The sequence below is a fragment of the Streptococcus devriesei DSM 19639 genome (assembly GCF_000423725.1).
Lineage (GTDB): Bacteria > Bacillota > Bacilli > Lactobacillales > Streptococcaceae > Streptococcus > Streptococcus devriesei.
Map to the genome: position 1 here is coordinate 244135 of NZ_KE384084.1, position 18636 is coordinate 262770.

The following is an 18636-nucleotide window of genomic DNA, read 5'->3' on the forward strand; positions in this document are numbered from 1 at the left end:
TAGGGCTGTTAGCTAAAGAATGACAGCAGCAAACCGCCGGCAATTACAGAAGCAATCTGTCCTGAAACGTTGGCTCCTACTGCATACATCAGAACGAAGTTTTGAGGATCTTCGTCTGTTGCCATCTTTTGGATAACCCGGCTGGACATTGGAAAGGCTGAGATTCCGGCTGCACCAATCATTGGATTGATCTTTTTGTGACGGAAGATATTCAAGATTTTGGCAAAGATAACACCGCCAATAGAGTCCATGATGAAAGCAACCAGACCAAACAAGATGATGAGCAGGGTTTGCACATTCAGGAACAAATCAGCCTGCATCTTCACTGAAATGGTCAATCCCAGCAAAATGCTGACAATGTTGACCAACTCGTTTTGCGCAGTCTGTGACAGCCTGTCCAGCACGCCGCATTCACGCAAGAGATTTCCGAACATCAAGAACCCGACCAGAGGAAGGGAAATAGGTGCGATAAATCCGGCAACGATCGTGATAAGGATAGGGAACAGGATTTTCGTCAGTTTTGAAACGCTCTCTGCCTTGTAGGTCATGCGAATCTGACGTTCTTTTTTAGTTGTTACCAGCTTGATGGCAAATGGCTGAATGATAGGCACCAAAGCCATGTAGGAATAGGCTGCGACGGTTATCGGCCCTAACAATTTAGGAGCCAGCTGATTGGCAACGAAAATGGATGTCGGACCGTCTGCTGCACCGATGATACCGATTGAAGCCGCTTCTTTGATATCAAAACCAGCCATAACAGCTACAACGACAACGAAGAAAATCCCGAATTGGGCTGCCGCTCCAAAGAGCAGCATGAAAGGATTTTGCAGCAAAGGACCAAAGTCAATCATAGCACCGATACCGATGAATATCAGCAAGGGGAACAGCTCTGTATTAATCCCAAATTTAAAGAGAATATCAAAGACCCCTTCTTGTTTGACGCCGTTGACGACCTGAGTCAGAACCCCTGTACCGGGGAAATTTACCAAGAGCGTCCCAAGCCCCATAGGCACTAAAAGTGTCGGCTCGTATTCCTTTTTAATCCCCAAATACATCAGAATAGCTCCAATGAGCATCATAATAACCTGGGGAAGTGTAATGGATGTAATTCCTGAAATTAAAGTTTCCACAAACTCACTTCCTTCTAATATAAATTGTTTTAAGCGATTGTGATTAAGCCATCACCGGCATTGACAACTTGACCCGGTGTCACATGAATAGCTGAAACGGTACCGGCTGAACCGGCTACAATTTCGTTTTCCATCTTCATGGCTTCCAAAATCATCAATGGCTGATTTTCAGCAACTGCATCACCGACATTAACAAGAATCTTCAGAATGGTTCCGGGCATTGGAGCCGGCATAGCATCAGCACTGGCAGGTGCAGCCGCTGCTGGAGCTGGACTAGGCTGTGCCTGTACTTCTTCTTTTGGTGCTTCCTGAACAGGTGCAGGAGCCGCAGGCGCTGCTTGAACCGGAGCCGGTGTACCGCCGATTTCTTCCATTTCAACCAGGTACTCTTTGCCGTCTACTGAGATTTTAAATTTACGTAACATTAATAAATGCCTCCTTTTTTATTTCTTTTGATAAATATTTTTAACAGCTAACCGGCAGTCCGAAGACTCTCCAGCTGCGATACTGGCTGCAATCAATGAAACCTTTAAAGCTTCGGGATTGCGCTGTAAAATCTTTTTAACAGCAAATTGACTGTCAGGATAATCACCGGCTGCAATGGCTGTCGCGATAACACTGACCAGCTGATAATCAGATTTATCGGCTGGTATAAAAGCAGGAATAGGTTCCCATTCAGCCTGAAAAGAATTCAAATTATTTTCAGACTTATTATCATTAACTTTTTCAACAGGTTCCTGTGATTTATGAAACAACCGCGTAAAAAGACCCATCTGTTTCTCCTTTCTGTTTATCTGGGCAGCAGGCAAAAAATCTTTGCCGAATCAATGCTTCTAAGCCTATTATATACTGGATTTGAAAATTTTCATGGCTTTTTTGTGTTCTTTTTTAAAGCCCTTTCAAAATGTTTTTTTTGTGTTCTTCTTAAGAAAGCCTATTCCTTTTTTAAGCGCTTTCATTTATACTAGTCTTGTACAAAAAATCTTGCTTCCTATTTGAATTCTTTGTTTTTCATTGGATTTAAATAAGAAAGATTAAAAAGGAGAGATAACTTATGTTATTAACAATTTTAGCGTATGCTATGATTATCGTCTTCATGTATGTTGTCATGAAGAAGAAAATGTCGCCTTTCACGGCATTGGTAATAGTTCCTCTGGTAGCTACTATTATTGTTATCTTGACAGGAGTCGCAGACTTTAAAGCTGACCAAAGTTTTGTTGAATTCCTAGGAGACGATAAAATAGCAAACAACCTGACAGCTATTGGTCCTATGATTCTTTACGGAATCAGCAATACAGCTAACACTGGGATCATGCTGCTGTTTGCCATCTTGTATTTCTCACTGATGCTGGATGCAGGCCTCTTTGATCCTATCACGGAAAAAATGATCCGCTTTGCTAAAGGCGACCCAATGAGAGTGCTGATGGCTACTGCTGTTGTTGCAGCTGCTGTTTCTCTAAACGGTGACGGAACAACGACCACTCTTATTTGCTGTTCGGCCTTTCTTCCTATCTACAAAAAACTTAACATGAGGATCATGAATCTGGGTGTTTTGATTATCCTGCAAAACACTATCATGAACTTGCTTCCTTGGGGCGGCCCTACAGCCCGTGCCATGTCTGTTTTGAATGTCGGATCTGAAATCCTTGGTTATCTTGCACCGGGTATGATTTTGTCACTTCTTTATGTTATCTTCTTTGTTGCCAGAAGCATGGGTAAAAAAGAACGCAAACGCTTAGGAGTTACAGAACTGTCAGATGCTGAAATCTCAGCCTTAATTGAAACTAATGATCCTGACACAATGGCTATCCGCCGTCCTCAAAACTTTGCTTTCAATGGTATTTTGACGATTATCTTGATTGCTTGGCTGGTCGCTGGATCCTTTATCCCGGCTATTGAAATGCCATCGCTCTTCCTCTTTGCAGTCGGTACTTGTATCGCCTTGATGGTCAACTATCCTAAACTGAAAGATCAATCAAAACGTATCGGGGAAAACGGCGGCGATGCCGTACAAGTTGTTATCTTGGTATTTGCTGCTGGTATCTTCATGGGACTCTTCCAAGGTTCCGGTATGGCCGGCGCTCTTGCTCAAAGCTTTACAACAATTATTCCAAAACAATTGGCTGGTTTCTGGGGTGTGGTTATTGCCCTTATCTCTGCACCAGGTACCTTCTTCCTATCAAACGACGGCTTCTACTACGGTATCATGCCAGTCTTGGCAGAAGCTGGTGCCAAATACGGATTTGACAATATGGCCATGGCCTTAGCTTCCCTGATGGGACAAGCTTTCCACTTATTGAGCCCGCTGGTTGCCTTCATCTACCTGCTGCTTCGCTTGACAGGTTTGGATATGGGCGAATGGCAAAGAGAATCCGCTAAATATGCCTTGGTAGTGTTCGTCATCTTCATTGTAACGATCCTGCTTGTCGGACGTCTGCCATTCTACATTCCGCAATAAAATTCAATCTATCTTTTGAAAATAGAAAAATCGCAGCTTATTTGCAGCCGCCGATTCTCTTAATGAAGGACTTGGAGCAGCTTTGCCCAAGTCCTTTTTTATAAATAATTTGGAAAAAGCTGACTATTTTCGGTATAATAACAGTAAGAGTAAGATTAAAAACATGAGGAGAATTCATGAATTCAGTTGTAAATGCTGTGAAAAAGAATTTAGATTTATCACAGAACGTTCCTTTGAAAATCGCTTTTTATGAGGCCTTGCGAAAAACGATTATCTTAAGTGAAATTCCTGCCGGTTCCCGCATCAATGAAAAAGAACTGGCAACAGCACTCAATATCAGCCGGACACCGATTCGCTATGCACTGGGGGTTTTGCAGGAAGAAAAATTAGTCGAGCATATTCCCAAACGCGGGATTATTGTGCGCGGCATTAGTTTAAAAGATGCTATCGAGATTTTTGATATCCGCAAGGCTTTGGATACCCTAGCCGCAACCAAGGCCATGTATCTGATGAACGAAAAAGATTTTGCAGAGATGAAAAAGATCCTGACTGACTGTGAAGGGTTTATTGATGATGGTGATATCGAAACCATTCTGGACAACTTTAACCAGTTTAACGACCTTATCTACCGTAAAAGTCAGATGCTGCGCCTGAGAGAGATTGTGACGGAGCTGCAGACTTATCTCAGATACTTCAGGGAAATCTCCATTGGCTCTGTAGAGAGACGTAAACGTGCTTTAAAAGAGCACTGGATTATCTACCGCGGCATGCGTAACAGAGATATTGAACAAATCACCCTGATTACCCATGAACACCTAAATTCCTCTCTGGAATTTATTCTGCAGCAAATGGAGAGCCGGCAAGATGGACACCATTAACGAAAAGCTGGCGCATTTCAGCAGTTTGGCTGTAAAGGCTCTCTTGTATGAACTGGCTCTGACACCCAAACCCGGATTGGTAGATCGCCATGATACGGGCGCCCATGATGATATGGACTTCTATACCTTCACGGACAGTATAATAGCACTGTATCCTTTTTTCCGTCTCTACATTCAGACGGGCTGGACCTACCGGAACGAACAGCCCGAACAGCTCTTTCACCGTCTCAGGACTTTAGGGCTTAAGGCTGAGTCAGCTATGTTTGCTGCTACTTTAGGGATCAATACCCATAAAGGCGTTAATTTTTCTTTTGCTCTGCTGCTTGGCGCGACAGGCGCTTATTTGGCTGAACATCCGGACTTACTGCAGGAAAAGACTCATTTCAGCCCTGCTGACAGTCAGGCTGTCTGCTCTTTAGCCGCTGATATGACCAAACAGCTGCTTGTAGAGGATCTAAGCCATTTAGAAAAGAAAACTGAATTAACGCATGGCGAGCGCCTCTTTCTTGAACATGGCATCAAGGGTCCTCGCGGAGAAGCCGCCAGCGGTTATGCGTCGCTTACTCAAAAAGCCCTGCCGTTTTTAAGACAGAAACTATCAAAAGAAACAGACAAGAATACTGTACAGCTGCAGCTATTGCTCTATCTTATGTCATTCGTTGAGGACGGCAATCTCATTCACCGCGGCGGAATCAGAGCTTGGAAAGAGGTCAAAAAGGAATCTAAACTTCTCTTAGAAAGTACCTCTTCTAAAGATTTGGTCAGCCAGATGGCTGTTTACAACCAAAAGCTGATCGAGCGGCAGCTAAGCCCCGGAGGGGCAGCTGATCTGCTGTCTTTGACTTTCTACTTTGCCTTTTTAGAGAAGATTCTCTAAGCTGTTAAGACGAGCCCAGTCTTTAACAGTCTTCCTTATCAGCTGTAATTATAACAAACATGCTGGGGTGAAAACCTCAGCATGTTAACTATTATCTATTTTACTTTTGCTCTTTTTTCCACTACAGAAAATGGACGATAAACCTTACTAAGATAGGCATGACAATAACGGTATAAAGTGTTCGGCTGATTTGAATACCTGCAATTTTAGGCATGTCACCGCCTAATTCTCCGGCAAGAAGAGAAATGTCTGTTGCACCGGCTGGCGATGAGGCGAACAGGGCAGACTGCAAATCTAAAATACCTCTCTTGTACATAACAAAACCAAAGAAGGCATTGATCAGCAAATAGCTTGTCAGCAGTAAAATGATGGGTATGATTAAATGAACCAACTCCATCAGACTTTTCTGTGTGAAATTAATCCCGATCAGCGAACCGGCACAAACCTGCGCGACATAGCGGATAGCTTTTGTGAGCTGAACGGTGTTTTTGCTAATCTTTAAAATGCTGGAAAAAATAAGAGAAAAAATCAAAGCACCGACCGGAATATCCAGCCACAGTCCAATTAAACCGCCGACACTGGCAACCGCTAAAATCAAAGCGTTATTCAGCCACTCGTCTTTTAAAGACCGCTTATTTTCGGATGCTTCCTCGGACATATCATCTTTTACCATATCTGAGGAAGAAAGAAGAGTCTCATTTTTTTGATCATCAGGAGCAAAGCGTTTCGTGATAAAGGCAACCCACATAGGCAAAATAATGAGAATCCCCACCAGCCGAGCCGACTGCAAGGTCGCGACAATATCCGACTGCGCTCCCATATCTATACTCATAAGAGACACATCGACAATCCCGCCGGGCAGACAGGATAAAAAGGCTGTCACGGCATCCATTTTAAAAAACCAAATAAAGACAAAGCCTATCAGTATCATATTGATGGTAAACAGCAGCATCAAAGAGGCGATGGATACAGCCAGTTTAGGAAGATTAAGAAGATCTTTTTTGGAGACTTGCTGGCCGATATAGGCACCGCTGACAATCTGGGCAAAAATTTTTAAGGACGCTTCCATCTTCATTTCCCCGGTAATGATGGAAACAACTGCTACAGCAACCATGCTGCCAATCATAAAGGGGGCCGGGACCTGCAGTTTTTTGGCAGCTAAGCCGCCCAGAAGGCCTACTAAAAGCGTAAAAGTGATTTGTAAAATCATAATCTTTCCTTCTTATCCTAAAGCTTCCCTTTTATTATGACACATTTAAGATTGTTTATAAAGTCAATTTAGGGTTTAAAAGTGTTTTAGAATTGCCCTTTGTATTTAAAAAATGCTTGGTTAGTGCTAAAATAGAAGAAATGTCAGCGCTTTATTTTATGTTTTTTCTTTGCTTACAAGCAATCCCTATTTTATAAAGGAGTAAGTCATGTCAACCTATCCGATTTCAAAAATTTACCCTTCCGATAAAAACAGCCTGCAAAAAATTGATGCCCTGCTGGAACAAGAAGGCATTCACCGAGATACCAATCTGGATTATACCTGTGCTATGTTTGATAGCGATCTCAATGTTGTTGCGACAGGCAGCTGCTTTGGCAATACTCTTCGCTGTCTGAGTGTCAGCAGCCGTTATCAAGGTGAAGGCCTGCTCAATGAAATCGTCACCCATCTCATCAACATTCAATTTGATCGCGGCAACACCCACATCTTTCTCTACACCAAGCCTTGTACGGCCAAATTCTTTGGTGATTTAGGCTTTTATGAGATTGCCAGAGCGGACAATCAAATTGTTTTCATGGAAAATAAAAAAGATGGTTTTGACAGCTATCTCAAAAATCTTCAGCTGCCCGAACGTAAAGCTCCTACTGCTGCTGCCTTGGTGATTAATGCCAATCCTTTCACCTTGGGACATCAGTATCTAGTTGAAAAAGCAGCTGCCGATAATGATGTTCTGCACCTTTTCATGGTCAGCGAAGACAGCAGTCTGATTCCTTTTGATATTCGCAAAAAGCTGATTTTAGAAGGAACTGCTCATCTGCCTAATATTTGCTACCATGAAACCGGACCTTATATTATCAGCAAATCTACCTTCCCGAGCTATTTCCAAAAAGATCAGGCAGCGGTGATTGAAAGTCAGGCTCGTATTGACTTGGCTATTTTTACACGTATCGCTCATCATCTGGGCATCCAAAAGCGCTATGTCGGAGAAGAGCCGACAAGTCTGGTAACCGGTATTTATAATCAGATTATGCTTGAGGAACTGCCTAAGCAGGGGATTGACTGTCTGGTTATCCCCCGCAAAGCCTATAAGAGCGGTCCGATCAGCGCTTCGACTGTCCGGCAGGCTCTCAAAGAAGGAAATATGGACATTTTAAAAGAACTCCTGCCTCCAACCAGTCTAAATTATTTTTTGAGCTCTGAAGCTCAGCCGCTTATTCGCAAAATCCAAAAAGAAGCTAATGTCATCCACTACTAGTTAACATAAACAAAGAGACCAAAGAGCCACATTCTTAACAAAGACTGTTAGCCTTTTGGTCTCTTTTTATGATTACGAAAAGCTACCTAAAATTCTACTTGATTTTTTAAGGAGCCGCAAAAATGCTTGAACAGATTTCATTTTCTGGTGATGCAGACTTGCGTTCCTTGGTCAATCTGACTGTCAACAGCAATCTCCAGCTCTAAGCTGTTTAATATTTTTTTGGCCATATAAAGGCCTAAGCCTGTCGCTTTTTGATGTTCGTGCCCATTGTAGCCCGTAAAACCTTCCTCAAAAAGTCTGGGAATATCTTCCTTTAGAATCCCCATTCCTGTATCTTCAATAAGCACTTGATTTTCTTGAATCGAAATAGTGATACGGCCGCCCTTTTTATTATACTTGATGGCATTATCCAAAATTTGTGAAAAGACAAAGCTCAGCCATTTTTTATCCGATTTGAGCTCCCATTCACCTTCGATGCTTACCGAAATGTCTTTCTGCAAAAAGAAAACCTGATTTTTCTTAATTAAATCAACAAGTATCTCACGGACCTGACATTTTTCAAAACGAAAATCACTCTGGTTCTGGCTGAATTTGACATAGTTTAAAAGCCGGGCCAAATCATTTTCCAGCCTCAAGAGCTGACTTTGGACTTCGCTTTGGTTCAGCTGGTTCGTTTGCGCCATCAAGGAAATTGCCGAAATCGGCACCTTCATCTGATGAGACCACATTTTGATGAGCTGCTGCAGGTTTTCTTCCCTCGTTTTATAAGAAAGTCTGTCATCAAGCTGATCTTCCAATACTTTCTCAATCACCGCCTTATAGGCCAAGTCGCTGGGTGCCTGTAAATAATTCAAATTTTTCAGCTCCCTAACAGTTATAAAATGGTGCAGGCTCTTTAATTTTTGATAGAATTTCCAGTACCAATACAGACTGATAATAACCAGAATGGTCAAATTAAAAATGAGACTGCTGATAAAGTAAGCAAGAGGCAGATGATAAAGAGAGAAAGTCAGCAAAAAAGTTAAGCTAAGCACTAAGTACAGAGCGTACCAAGGGCTGTATTCTTTTAAATAAGATCTAATCATTTGATTAAGTACCCCACTCCTCTGACTGTATGGATTTTATCAAAATTCAGGGTCTGCACCTTTTTGCGCAGTCTGGTCATATTGACGCTGAGCGTGTTTTGATCGATAAATTCCTCGCCTTCCCACAGCTGATTGAGAAGGGATTCTTTCGTCACCACTTCTCCTTTGTGATCAATCAGCAAGGAGAGAATCTTGGTCTCTGTTGGCGTCAGCTGAATTTTTTGCTGCCTTTCAGTATTGGAAAATACACCGTCCAAAGTCAGCTCAAAGTCCGCAATTTTGTGGCTCTGCTTGGTAAATTCATTGGCCCGGCGCAGAAAAGCCGCGATTTTAGCATCGAGGATGGGGAGCGAAAACGGCTTGCTCAAAAAGTCATCACCTCCCATATTCATTGCCATGACGGCATTCATTTCTTCATCGGCGCTGGAAATGAAAATAATCGGCATGGTCAGCAGCTGTTTTCTGATTTCAGTGGTCCAATAAAAACCGTTAAAATAAGGCAGGGTAATATCCATAAGCACTAAATCCGGTTTAAACTCAGCGATTTCCTGCAAAATAGCCCTGAAATTATCGACGCTTTTGACATGGTACTGCTGTCCTAAATGATTTTTCAACAAGCTGACGATGGTAGTATCATCTTCAACTATATAAACTTTTCCTTGCTTTTTCATAATTTTATTCTACCAAAAAAGCGGCGAAAAATCGCCACTTGTCTTATCTTTCGATTAATTTGTAATAAGTTCTGCTGGTAATTTTGTAAATGATAAAGTATACGATCAAGATTCCAGAAATCGTCAAAGCACTGACTGTATAGATAAGCCGGTCACCCTGCACACCAAATATGAGAAGGAGCTGTTTCAAAATCGGCAATGCAAAGATAAAGTGCATGATAGCAATAGCCAAAGGCATAAAGAAGACCAGAATAATCTGTGAATTAATGGTCTGTTTAACCTGTTTTAGACTCATACCGACTTCTTGCAGAATGGTATAGGAACGTTTGTCCTGAGTCCCTTCAGACAGCTGCTTATAGTAAATAATCAAGGCAGCCCCGAGCAAGAAAGCAATCCCTAGCAAGAAACCTGTAAACAGAAAGCCGCCGGTCATTTGCAGAGCTTCTTTACGAAAATCCTCAGCAGTTGAGATATTGGCAAAAGCACCGTTTTTTTGATTGATGAGAGCACCGCCGTTTTTCCTTGAAATATCCATTAAGACCTGCTGCTCCTTTTTAGACAGGTTGGCATAAGCAGAGTAGGAATAATTGGATGGCGAAACAGCTGATTTATTGTAAATTTCAGTCATAGCTGCCATTACGCTGTCATCAGAAACGATGAGAATCCCCGCTGGAATACCGATATTTGCAATCTTCATGTTTTTGATGCTTTTAACGGAGGCAGCCTTTTTATAATGCTGGCCGAGCCAATTAACGGTATCAAACTGAAAGGATTTATTCTGGTTGTAATCATAAAAAGCGACCTCATCTGCAGCAAGCTGCTTGACCTTATTGCCCACTTTTTTGAAATCATCCTGAGTGACAACTTCTACAACACCGACCTTATCCATATGTTCATAGGGATTCTTAGAAATAAAAGAAGGTTTGACCTTTAAGGTTTTAAGCCGACCGTAAGGAACGGCAAAACTTACTGACTGGTACTGATCAAAGGACTTATGAAAATTTTTATCTGCTTTTTTAAGAGGTTCTACAGCCTTTGTTTTAACCAGATCCTGTACTTCCTTGCGGTTAGTAACTTTATAGAAGTCAATCATAGTGTTCTTAGGATAACTCATTTGAACAAGGTTTTCGTTGCTGGTATAAAGGGCAGCTGTTGAAAACACCGTCACAAAAGCCATGATCGCAAGCAAGGTAATGTTAGCCAGCCCGACAGCATTTTGTTTCATGCGGAAAATCATCTGTGAAGTGGTGACAAAATGCTCAGGTTTGTAAAAATAGCGTTTGCTTTTTCGACGAAATTTCAAATACCATGTGATGAAACTGATATAAAATAAATAGGTTCCCAAAATAACCGCTAAGATAGCTTTGAAAAAACGCACAATTCCTGTAAGAGCACTCAGATTTACTGAAGAAACTGATAAATAGTAACCATAGCCAAGGGCTAAGATACCAATAAAAGCTAAAATAATATTGCCCTTAGGCTCGCGCTCTCCTTGGCTTTGATTGCTGAACAGGTTGAGTGCCGATGAACGGTAGATTCTAATGGCACTGACAACTTCAAGCAAAACAAAGATAGCTGCAAATAAGAGAATATTTATCGTAAAAGCCTTTGGATTAACAGAAAAATTCAGCTGGTCATAATGCACTAAGTTAATAAAGATCAGGTTAAAAAAGTTAGCAAAGACCAAACTTAAAATAACTCCCAGAACCATAGTCACCAGATAAATGATAGTTAGTTCTATGGAAGACAGCCAGATAATCTGCTTTTTGTTCATGCCCAGAATGTTATAAAGCCCAAATTCCTGATTGCGCTGCTTTAACAGGAAATTGTAACTGTAGAGACACATGATGGCAGCAAAAATACTCAGAACAGTGTTAGCCAATCCTAAGGCAGTCGTACCAGTCCCCATGCTTTTAGCAGCCGGACTCAGCATGATTAACAGTGTGATACCGCTGAATAAAAAGGTTGTGACACTGACGAGAAAGAAAGGGGCAAAATGCTTGAAGGACTGTTTGATATTATTGAGAGCTAATTTAACATAAAACATCTTACTCACCTCCTAAAAGAGCTGACATAGTCAGTGAGATATCTTTGCTGAATTCCTGATTGTCCTTATTTCCCTTATAAATCTGATGAAAAATCCGCCCATCCTTGATAAAAAGAACTCGTTTTGCATGGCTGGCTGCATTGGCCGAGTGGGTCACCATCAAAACGGTCTGACCGTCAGCGTTAATAGTCTCAAACAAATTCAGCAGATCTTCTGAATTACGGTAGTCAAGAGCTGCTGTCGGCTCGTCTGCCAAAAGAATCTGAGGATTAGTAATTAAACTGCGGGCGATGGCAACGCGCTGCTTTTGCCCGCCGGAGAGCTCAAACGGCCGCTTTTCTAATAAGTCCTGAATTCTCAGCTTTGACGCAATGCGCTGCAGGCGCGTTTCCATTTCTTTATAGCTCTTGCGGTCCAGAACCAGCGGCAAAAAGATATTGTCTTTGACAGAGAGTGTATCCAGCAGATTAAATTCTTGAAAGACAAAGCCAAGGTTTTTCAGACGAAAACCAGCTAGTTCTCCTTCTTTAATCTTGGTGATGTCTTTGCCGTTTAAAATAACCGTTCCGTTTGTCGGCTTCTCCAGAGTGGCCAAGATATTCAGCAAGGTGGTCTTGCCTGACCCGGACTCTCCCATGATGGCAATAAATTCACCATTATCAACTTTAAAATCGACATCCTGCAGGGCGCGTGTTTCTTCTTTTGAAAAGCGCGTGCGGAAGACTTTTTCTAAATGATTAATTTCTAAAAACATAATGTCTCCTTTTTTCATTATACCCTATACTCAAAGAAAATCAAAAAGAGACAAGTACAGCAAATTGAAATCAGCGACCTATCATTTTAATTTTCAAAGCGTATTCATTCATTTGGAAGGTGACTTCCTTTTGGATACCTTTATTCTATACCAAAAAAGACATCCAAGCCTTACACTTGGATGTCTTAATCTTACATAATTGTAAGGTTAGCCTGAGCTGTTTGATAATAGTCCTATTTCTTAAAAGAAACGATAAAAGAAATGATAGAGGTTACCAAAGGAATTGAAGCCCCGGTTGATACGATATTGATAACGGTAAGAGTTATGACGCTGTGAATAGCCGCCGTGACGGTATTGATAACTGCCATCAAAATAGAGTCTGCGGCCGTTAATCGTATTCCAGCCCGTTACAGCATAGCCGTTATAATCGAAATAATACAGTCTGCCGTCAGAGGTCCTCACGTAACGGTTGCGGATTTGATCACCTGAATCAGCATCATAGTAACTCAAGCGGCCGTAGCGGTCAGTGATGAATTCACCCTTAGCCTGAACGCCGTTGGCTTTGAAGTAGAGATGCTGACCGTTAATCGTTCTGGCACCTGTTACAGCAACACCGTTAGCATCAAAGTAGAACCATTGGCCTTGAGCATTGCGGACAAAACGATTAGTAATTCGATCACCTGAATCAGCATCATAGTAACTCAAGCGGCCGTAGCGGTCAGTGATGAATTCACCTTTGGCCTGAACGCCGTTAGCTTTGAAGTAGAGATGCTGACCGTTAATTGTTCTGGCACCTGTTACGGCAGCACCGTTGGCATCAAAGTAGAACCATTGACCTTGTGCGTTTCTGACGAAGCGGTTGGTAATTTGATCACCAGAGTTTTGGTCAAAGTATCTGAGTTTGCCGTCTTTCGTTGTGACAAAAGCACCCTTAACTTGGAATCCGGAAGCATCGTAGTATTGCACAGAGCCATTAACGCTGGTCAATCCGACCGCCATGACACCGTCTTTGAAATAGCGCCATTGCTGACCAAAGAGATGGTAGCCATTTTCATAACGTTTTCCGTCGTTGCCGTAATAAGACAGGACATGGTTGCCATTGTCATAGATAGCATCTCTTAACTGCACACCGTTTGGCAGGAAGTAATAATTGTCACCGTCAATAACCTGAACACCAGTTACCATGTAGCCATCAGCATCGAAGTAATACCATTTATCGCCTTCGCTGATAAAGGTAGCTTTGGCTTGATTGCCGCTGGTTGAATAATAGATATAGCCCTTGCCATCGTAAACGAAACCGCTTTGGCTGTCTTGATTCAGCAATTGTTTTGGCAGGAAGACGTTATCTTTAGAAAGGTTAAAGTAAGTATTGGTTGCTTGATCTTTCAAGACATAACCGGCACCGCGGCCAAGAATATTGGTACCGTTGAAGTACTTAGCAGACCATTGTTTAATCTTCACAGACGGATCCATTGGCAGACCGGTTGAAATTTGTTTTCTGGTAAACAATTCAGGATACTTAGCCTGAAGTTCATCTAAAAATTCACCGCCGTATTTAGCCTGCTGGTCATTTCCTGAACTCTTGCTGTCAACTACATAAAGGCTTTCTTTGATTTGAGATCCTGAAACAGGATTGCCGTATTTGTCAACACGTGTTACTGAAACAACTTCTTTTCCAGGGAAAGCGTACATTTGATCCGGCACCCAGTCAGCCATGACCTTTATTCCCTTGCTGTGAAGAGCTTTGATAGCATTGACAAGGTCGTCAGCCGTACCGTATTTATTAGCTTTTGAAATACCTAAATCATAACGGTCAGTAAATGCGTAGCCGTTTTGGATAACAGAATCAAGGAAGCTTCCGTCAGTAGATGAAACATACTGCGGAGCCATCTCAAAATCAGTAATTCCCCATTCAGCAAATTTGTCTGCATTTTTAGCAATAACAACGTTGGTGTACTCTTCTTTTGTTGTAGCAAATGCTTGGAAGTTTGAGAAACCTTCAAACATGACACGTGAATCAAGAGCGGCATTTTGGTGAATAGACTTGCCGTCTGCTGCGGCTGTCTCGCTAGGAGCCACACGGATATCTTGGTTATCACTTGCACCTACCGGTACCCAAACAGCTAAATAGCCTGATACTTGAGGATTAGCATAGCCTTTGATGTCGTTAGCCGTAAAGATTAACTCACCATTTTCGTTGGTATAGCGAACCAGTGCTGCTGCTTCTTGGTCGGTATTATAGGTTGCAACACCGTTGTCCGTTGTCAAAATCAAAGGACGGTAAGCTTGGTTCTTATGAGCCGCACCCATGTTGATTACCAAACGTTCATCCTGATTGAGACGAAGACTTGGCTGGTTAGCTTCAATAACAGCGATACCTGACTGACGCGTTAATTGATCGCCTGTTTCAGATGCAGTCATGGCACCTTTACCGTAGCGAACAGATGTCAGAACAGTTTGATCCCATTTTGTACGGTCAGTATTAGCAAGGTAGTTCACTTTCATGCTTTGGCCGCCGGAAACGTATTTAATACGAGCCTTCAAGAGACTTTCGATAGCATCAAAGTTAATGGTTTTATTAGCCATGTACTGACCGTCATCAGTGAACATATCCCCATAATAAATACGCGGAACACTGGACTTATTGGTCAAAATCAGAGCATAAGAAAGAGCTGTATTGTAGTGAGTGTATTTCTTATTGGTTGCTTTCAGATCATCGTTATAAATCTTGAAAGCTTTTTCGATTTCTTCTTCTGTGAATGAATAACCAAATGAATTTGGATTGATTTCAGCCTTGATGATATCACGAATCAAATCCTGTACTTCACTGTCATGTGCACGTACAAAGGAATAAGACGGAATCTCAGCTGTTTCAGCACTGTCATTCGTGCGGTCAACTAAACTGTTGGTAACCAAGGGTTCAAGACCCGAACGAACATTTAAAGGCCGTGCCAATGACCAAATGAAAGACAAACGAAGCTTATTGTCCATGTTGATCATGTTATCGCCGTCATCATGCAGATAAGGAGTATCGTTATCACTCCAAGCTTCTAAAATAGATAAATGATCGTTAGCAGCTTTATCACTCTTATTGATCCCCTTGACATATTTTAAATAGTCACCGGCAATTTGAAGCAAGTCAGCATCAACATTGTCCACGGCATCAACACGGATAGAGTCAAAATTGGCATCGGGGTCATTTGCATAGATAGAACCAAAGTTCATCAGGAAATGCAGCCAGTTCAACTGCTCTGCCTGAACGACTGGGTTAGAATTATCAACATCGTTAGCCAGCAGGAATTCATAACCGCCGATAGTCGGATCGGCTGTATAGCGCGGATCCTTTTGTCCGGTTTGATTAGTCGGTGTGCGGTTCAAAGCACGGTAAGCAGAATCAGCATAAGGTGTCAATGGGCTTTCATTGTCATAAAGCAGAGCACCATTTTGCAAATGATCATCAAACGGTTTTTCACTGTCGCTGTTCCAAGCAGACTGTGTCTTCACAAAAGCAGAGATGGTCGCACGCAGCCAATTTGTATTTTGCGTGACAGAAATCTTTTCTTCGATCTTAGCTTGAACCATTTGTGCTGCTATATTCAGCTCTGCCTGATTGGCTGAAGAGCTGTAAGTCTTGTCAAGTCCAAGCTGGCTGTTCATATAATTAACATATTGACGCTGAACTTCTTTGTCCGGCCACCAAGCCATCAAAAGCGGACGGAAATCATCTTTTGTTGACTCAGTCCAAGTCTTGCCGTCTTTTAAGATGTATTTAGGACGATACCAGGATTCTGCAGTCAGATAATTATCGATTTGCTCAAAGTTTTCAGCTGCAGTGCTGTACACTTGATTGTATTTGGCAAAAGAATTTTCAGCGGTTGATGAAGACGATTCTGCAGCAACCTTGACACTTGATGTATCGGTATAAGCACCCGTTTCATCAAAATACAAGGTTTTTCCGTTAACAACTACTGTGTAGTTTTTTTGAACGGATCCGTCAGCATTATAATAGTAATAGTTACCATTAACTTTCTTGACATTAGCCATGCCTTCAAGAACTTTGATATCAGCAGAATTAGCTGCTGCTTGTGCCGCACGGCTGACAGCATTGCCTGTTGTTGCAGCAGGATTTGTCTGTACTGCGGTCCAGCTTTGTTCTTTTTGAGCACTTATTTGTGCTTGAGTTGTTGCGTTTACCGCTTTAGTTTGATTTTCAGCAGAAGTAACAGAGTTATTATCAGCCGTTGTTGCAGCCGGACTTGTGACTTCTTGGTTAGATGTAACGTCATTGACAGATGTTACAGCAGATTCTTCTTCAGTGGTAACAACACTGGCAGCTGAATCCTCAGAAGGGACATCAGCCTCAATCGAATCTGCCTTGATATGCCCGCCTGACAGCGCAGCTAAAGTCATCATAGCAGATGCAACAGAAACTGTTACCCATCTTTTTTTCACTTTGCGCAATTTATAATGCACTTTTTTGTCCATTAGGAACCTCCCAAATTAAGATGTTTTTTCACAAAACGTCACTATTGTAACATTTTTCTAATTAAAATACAATGATTATAATTTTATCTTAAAGATGTAAACGTTTTTCAATAATTTTGAGGCCGCAAAAGAGATAGTCAAAAATTAGAGAGCGAACCCGCTGTATCAGACAGGTACTATATCTGCATACAAAACAAGCCCGGAATCAACGCTCCAGACTTGTTTTAAAATCAACATAGAATTTAGATAGTCATAAAATCAGTTAAAACCTCAAGTGAGCGCTGAGCAATCTTCTCATAGCGCTCTTTCTTATCACGGATACGCGGTCCGTCCAGTTCTTTGATAATTCCAAAGTTGATATTCATGGGCTGAAAATGCTTGCTGTCAGTATGCGTAATGTAATGCGGCAAAGCACCGATAGCGGTTGTCTGAGGAAAGACTACTCCTTCTTCTTCCTGCAAACGGCGGACAGCATTGATACCGGCAACAAGTCCTGATGCGGCAGATTCCACATAACCCTCAACTCCTGTCATCTGACCGGCGAAGAAAAGATTTGGATTTTTGCGCGTAGCAAAAGTCGGTTCTAAAAGATTAGGAGAATCCATATAAGAATTGCGGTGCATGACACCATAGCGCACAAACTCTGCCTTTTCCAGTCCGGGAATCATTTGAAAGACACGTTTTTGTTCTCCCCATTTCAAATGCGTCTGGAAGCCAACGATATTGTAAAGACTTCCGGCTGCATTGTCCTGACGGAGCTGTACAACTGCATAAGGCGTTTTGTAGTCACCGTCACGAGGTCCTTTATAATCATCCGGATATTCCAGACCGACAGGCTTCATAGGACCGTAAAGCATGGTTTTAATGCCTCGCTTAGCCATGACCTCAATAGGCATGCAGCCTTCAAAATATTTTTCCTTTTCAAAAGAATTAAGCGGTGCCTCTTCTGCTCTTATCAAGGCATCATAAAAAGCCATAAACTCTTCTTTAGTCATGGGGCAGTTGAGATAAGCTGCTTGCCCCTTGTCATAGCGCGATTTGAGATAAACTTTTTCCATATCAATAGAATTCTTATCAACAATCGGTGCTGCCGCATCGTAAAAGTAAAAACCATCTCCGCCATTGAGTGCATGAATTTTCTCAGCCAGAGCATCGCTTGTCAAAGGGCCGGTCGCAATAACTGTAACCGCATCCTCAGGAATTTCTGTGATCTCATCACGTATAACCTCAACAAGAGGATGATTCATGACATCATCTGTCACCCTTTGGGAAAAACCATCACGATCCACCGCTAAGGCTCCGCCGGCAGGCACACGAGTGCTTTCCGCTGCTCGCATAATGACAGAATCTAAGCGCCGCATTTCTTCTTTCAAAAGTCCAACCGCATTGGTCAAACTGTCGCCGCGCAGAGAATTGGAACACACCAGCTCTGCAAATTTATCCGTCTTATGCTGCGGAGTGGATTTAACACCGCGCATTTCATAAAGCTTGACAGGGACGCCGCGTTTTGCAATCTGATAAGCAGCTTCGCTTCCTGCAAGTCCTGCGCCAATAACATTAATATAAGATTGAGACATAAGACCAATACCTCTTTGGAAATAAGAAGAACTGCTGCCATTATGGCCACAGATATTTTGACCTGCAAATGATACAGCGGATTCTTTTTATTCCCTCAAATCTTTCTAAAATAATATAGTTTATTATACCATATTAAAAAATATTGAGACTGCCTCTTATCGGTTGCTGTGTCAGAAAAATAAACAGCAAAAAAATTTGCATAATT

14 protein-coding genes are annotated in these 18636 nt (G+C 42.0%); 4 read left to right on the forward strand and 10 right to left on the reverse strand.

Going from position 1 to position 18636, the window contains the following annotated elements; translation table 11 throughout:
* Window positions 1–8: 8 nt before the first annotated feature.
* Genes G573_RS0107290 through G573_RS0107300 form a run of 3 tightly spaced genes read right to left on the reverse strand, consistent with a single transcriptional unit; the run spans window position 9 to window position 1903 of the window.
* Entirely contained in the window at window positions 9–1130 is a 1122-nt protein-coding gene (locus tag G573_RS0107290; protein ID WP_027976102.1) for a sodium ion-translocating decarboxylase subunit beta, read from the reverse strand.
* A 29-nt stretch (window positions 1131–1159) separates the two neighbouring features.
* Complete coding sequence (locus G573_RS0107295; protein ID WP_027976103.1) at window positions 1160–1555, reverse strand: acetyl-CoA carboxylase biotin carboxyl carrier protein subunit; 396 nt, start codon at window positions 1553–1555, stop codon at window positions 1160–1162.
* An 18-nt stretch (window positions 1556–1573) separates the two neighbouring features.
* On the reverse strand, window positions 1574–1903 hold the full coding sequence (locus tag G573_RS0107300; RefSeq protein ID WP_027976104.1) for a hypothetical protein: 330 nt from the start codon (window positions 1901–1903) through the stop codon (window positions 1574–1576).
* Window positions 1904–2184: 281 nt separating this feature from the next.
* Between G573_RS0107300 and G573_RS0107305 the strand changes: the two genes are divergently transcribed.
* The 3 genes from G573_RS0107305 to citG all read left to right on the forward strand — a co-directional run bounded on the left by G573_RS0107305 (window position 2185) and on the right by citG (window position 5343).
* On the forward strand, window positions 2185–3588 hold the full coding sequence (locus tag G573_RS0107305; RefSeq protein ID WP_027976105.1) for a CitMHS family transporter: 1404 nt from the start codon (window positions 2185–2187) through the stop codon (window positions 3586–3588).
* A gap of 176 nt (window positions 3589–3764) precedes the next feature.
* The gene (locus tag G573_RS0107310; protein ID WP_027976106.1) at window positions 3765–4466 is read left to right on the forward strand and encodes a GntR family transcriptional regulator; all 702 of its coding nucleotides are present in this window, start codon (window positions 3765–3767) and stop codon (window positions 4464–4466) included.
* Window positions 4453–5343 carry a triphosphoribosyl-dephospho-CoA synthase CitG gene (gene citG / locus G573_RS0107315; protein ID WP_027976107.1) on the forward strand — a complete coding sequence of 297 codons (891 nt, stop codon included), beginning with the start codon at window positions 4453–4455 and terminating at the stop codon, window positions 5341–5343. The genes G573_RS0107310 and citG overlap by 14 nt, the downstream gene beginning before the upstream one ends.
* 121 nt (window positions 5344–5464) lie before the next feature.
* On the opposite strand, the gene G573_RS0107320 is transcribed toward citG, so the two are convergent.
* Window positions 5465–6553: an AbrB family transcriptional regulator gene (locus tag G573_RS0107320; protein ID WP_027976108.1), complete on the reverse strand. Its 1089-nt coding sequence runs from the start codon at window positions 6551–6553 to the stop codon at window positions 5465–5467.
* Window positions 6554–6761: 208 nt separating this feature from the next.
* Between G573_RS0107320 and citC the strand changes: the two genes are divergently transcribed.
* Window positions 6762–7808, forward strand: coding sequence for a [citrate (pro-3S)-lyase] ligase (gene citC, locus G573_RS0107325; RefSeq protein WP_027976109.1), 1047 nt, complete (start codon window positions 6762–6764; stop codon window positions 7806–7808).
* A 137-nt stretch (window positions 7809–7945) separates the two neighbouring features.
* On the opposite strand, the gene G573_RS0107330 is transcribed toward citC, so the two are convergent.
* The 6 genes from G573_RS0107330 to trmFO form a co-directional block, all read right to left on the reverse strand.
* The gene (locus tag G573_RS0107330) at window positions 7946–8896 is read right to left on the reverse strand and encodes a sensor histidine kinase (protein WP_027976110.1); all 951 of its coding nucleotides are present in this window, start codon (window positions 8894–8896) and stop codon (window positions 7946–7948) included.
* On the reverse strand, window positions 8893–9567 hold the full coding sequence (locus tag G573_RS0107335; protein WP_027976111.1) for a response regulator transcription factor: 675 nt from the start codon (window positions 9565–9567) through the stop codon (window positions 8893–8895). Before G573_RS0107335 ends, G573_RS0107330 begins: the two co-directional genes overlap by 4 nt.
* Before the next feature lie 43 nt (window positions 9568–9610).
* Window positions 9611–11614, reverse strand: a complete 2004-nt coding sequence (locus G573_RS0107340; protein WP_027976112.1) for an ABC transporter permease — start codon at window positions 11612–11614, stop codon at window positions 9611–9613.
* A gap of 1 nt (window position 11615) precedes the next feature.
* Complete coding sequence (locus tag G573_RS0107345) at window positions 11616–12368, reverse strand: ABC transporter ATP-binding protein (RefSeq protein ID WP_027976113.1); 753 nt, start codon at window positions 12366–12368, stop codon at window positions 11616–11618.
* A 240-nt stretch (window positions 12369–12608) separates the two neighbouring features.
* On the reverse strand, window positions 12609–16853 hold the full coding sequence (locus G573_RS0107350; RefSeq protein WP_027976114.1) for a glycoside hydrolase family 70 protein: 4245 nt from the start codon (window positions 16851–16853) through the stop codon (window positions 12609–12611).
* 242 nt (window positions 16854–17095) lie between these two features.
* Window positions 17096–18430: a methylenetetrahydrofolate--tRNA-(uracil(54)-C(5))-methyltransferase (FADH(2)-oxidizing) TrmFO gene (gene trmFO, locus G573_RS0107355; RefSeq protein ID WP_027976115.1), complete on the reverse strand. Its 1335-nt coding sequence runs from the start codon at window positions 18428–18430 to the stop codon at window positions 17096–17098.
* Window positions 18431–18636 lie beyond the last annotated feature (206 nt).